This window comes from Saccharomonospora sp. NPDC046836 (assembly GCF_040645195.1).
Taxonomy (GTDB): Bacteria; Actinomycetota; Actinomycetes; order Mycobacteriales; family Pseudonocardiaceae; genus Prauserella_A.
This window is the reverse complement of sequence record NZ_JBEYXW010000114.1, coordinates 1-2,401: the sequence shown is the minus strand read 5'-3', so window position 1 is coordinate 2,401 and position 2,401 is coordinate 1. Positions and strand designations below refer to the sequence as shown.

The 2,401-nt window shown below is 71.1% G+C and carries 2 protein-coding genes; both read right to left on the bottom strand.

The features are described from left to right. Window positions 1-115: 115 nt before the first annotated feature. Window positions 116-673, bottom strand: a complete 558-nt coding sequence (locus ABZ863_RS35525) for an XRE family transcriptional regulator (protein ID WP_164179283.1) — start codon at window positions 671-673, stop codon at window positions 116-118. A gap of 4 nt (window positions 674-677) precedes the next feature. Further along, window positions 678-2,401 (bottom strand): hypothetical protein (locus ABZ863_RS35520; RefSeq protein ID WP_358544166.1); only part of this gene is annotated, 1,724 nt, incomplete at its 5' end.

Below are 2,401 nucleotides of genomic sequence, written 5' to 3'. Positions count from 1 at the left end.
GAACTGCTTGCTCGTCGGGTCCCCGAACCCGACGAACTGCCAGAACAGCGGGAGCCGGGCCGCCTTGCACAGATAGCGTTCCGCGGCGAGCTCCGGGGACCCGAGCCGTCAGTGTTCAGAAATCCAGATCGAGGTAGTCGATGTCGTTGATTTCCACGTCCGACAGTCCCATAGCGCGGCCGCCGCCGTCCTGGAAATACACTTCCTTGAATCCTTCGGCGATGATTCCGCGCATCTGCTGGTCGTTGGCCCCCGCGTCGCGGGCCTCGAACAGCTGCTGCGCGTATGTCGCGGGGAGGTGCACGGTGAGCCTGCGGAACCGTCCGTCGTCGGTCGATCCGGCGGACGACGTGTAGCCGAAGCGGGCCCTCGTCTCCACCGTGATCCCGCCCGTGGTGGCCGCCTGCCTCTGTCGGCGCTTGCGTACCAGCGGCTGCCAGCGGGCCCTGACCGTGTCGTCGATCTTCGCGGCGACGTCGGCGCGGGGGTGCTTGCGGGCGCCGCGCCGGTAGCGGTTGACGGAGTCGGCGGTGACGCCGAGCTCCGCAGCGACGGCCTTTGCGCTGCCGAGCTGCCTGATCAGGAACCCGATCTGCCCCTTCAGCGTCTTGGGTGGGTCCTTGGTGAACGCTTCACGGTCGGCGCGCTCGATGGCGTCGTCGATCTCCCCCACAGTTCTACTCTCCTTCGTCCATGACGGCGTCGCCGCCCTTGATGTGGCGGGCTGGGTTGAGGCCTTGTTCCATGAGGTCGACGGCCCACAGCATCGTCTGGACGCCCTCCAGCTTCGCCAGGCCGGGCGTGGGCCCGAGGCGGAAGGCGCCGGGCTGCGGCTTGCCTGAGGCGGCGTAGGGGAGGAAGCCGAGCGGGCTCTCGCTCGGGCTCGGGTAGACGACGCAGTCGGAGAGCACGGCGAGCGGGTAGAGCCCGGTCATCTTCGCCATGTTGTTGAGCTTGCGGTGCATGTTGACCCGGGCCTTGCTGATGACGGCGGCCCGGATGTCGGGGCGCCACGTCGGCCGGGCCAGGGCCGGCCACGTCTCGCCCTCCTTGTAGGACTTGCCCTGCGGGCGCTCACGGAGCTTCCCGACGCCGCCCTTCACCGTGGCCTTGATCGCGGACAGGACAGCGGCCAGGGCCGGGTCGTTCTGCTTGTGCTGCTCCATCGCTGCGAGGAACGCCGCGTCGTCCAGGTCCTTGGTGACGCCCATGTCGGCGAGGGTGTCGACGTAGGCGTTCTTGAGGCGGTCGTGCCACGGGTCCAGGTACGCCCCGGTCTCCCTGCGCAGGTACGCCTCGATCGGGTGCACGTCGTGCCCGAGCTCCTGGGCGTAGGCGAGGGTGTGCGTCTGGTACCAGGCCGACCCCGTCGGCCGGGAGCCGTCGGGGTTGAACGGGGAGGGCAGGCGCGGGTCCAGCTCGATGTGGCTGAGGTCGGCCAGCCAGCTCCCGGGGATCTTCGGGTTGAACGTCGGGGCGTGAAAGTGGTCCGGAGCGGAGAGGCCGACGACCAGGCGGGCCGCAGCGGCGAGGAACGCCGTGTTGAGGTCCAGGCCGACCGCGAAGGGCAGCGTGCACTCCTCATCGGACAGCGTCTCCACCGACCGCACCCACTGGTAGGCCTCTTCGTTCAGGAAGCCGCCCGTCCAGCCCGAGTTCACGACGACGGGGTGCTCCGGGGTGGCTTCCGGCGGCGCCGGGTCCATCGGCTCCGCCCCCAGGGAGCCCGCGTTGTAGCCGGACACCCAGTTCCCGGTCTCCTGGTCCCGCACGGCCTTCGTCGGCGGGCGCAGCGCCGTCATCAGCTCCAGGCCGGACACGGCGGTGGAGCCGCGCGGGGTGATGACCCGCATCGCGTACACGCCGAGGACGCGGGCGATGTCGGCCGGCTCCATCTCCGCGACGCCGGGCCAGGACCGCTCATCGAGGGCGTCCCAGGACAGGACCGCCAGCTGCACGCACTGCCGTTCCCGGCCCTGCGCCTTGCGGTAGATCCGCGCCCACGGGCCGAAGCCGCGCTGGGTGAGCTGCCACTTGGCCTTCACGACCTGCTTGACGGCGGGGTGGTCCTCGGGGAGGCGGAGGGAGCGGCGCTGCTCGTGGCCCTCCAGGCGCTCGGGCAGCCCGAGCTTCACGGCGGCGGCCGCGGTGAGCACGATCAGCGGGTCGCTGTCCTTGCCGTACCGGTTGAGCTTCGGCGCGCCGAGGCCGGACTCGCGCAGCGTCCACTCCACCAGCTCGGGCACGGTGGTTGCCGGGCAGTCCAGCACGACGCCGCCCACCGTGTACGCGGAGCCGTCGCCGTCCAGCACGGCGAGCGGGCCGTGCGGGAAGCGCGGGTCGACAGCGGGCGCGGCAGCCTTCTTCGCGGCCGGGCCTCGCGACCTCGCCGGGCGGCCGG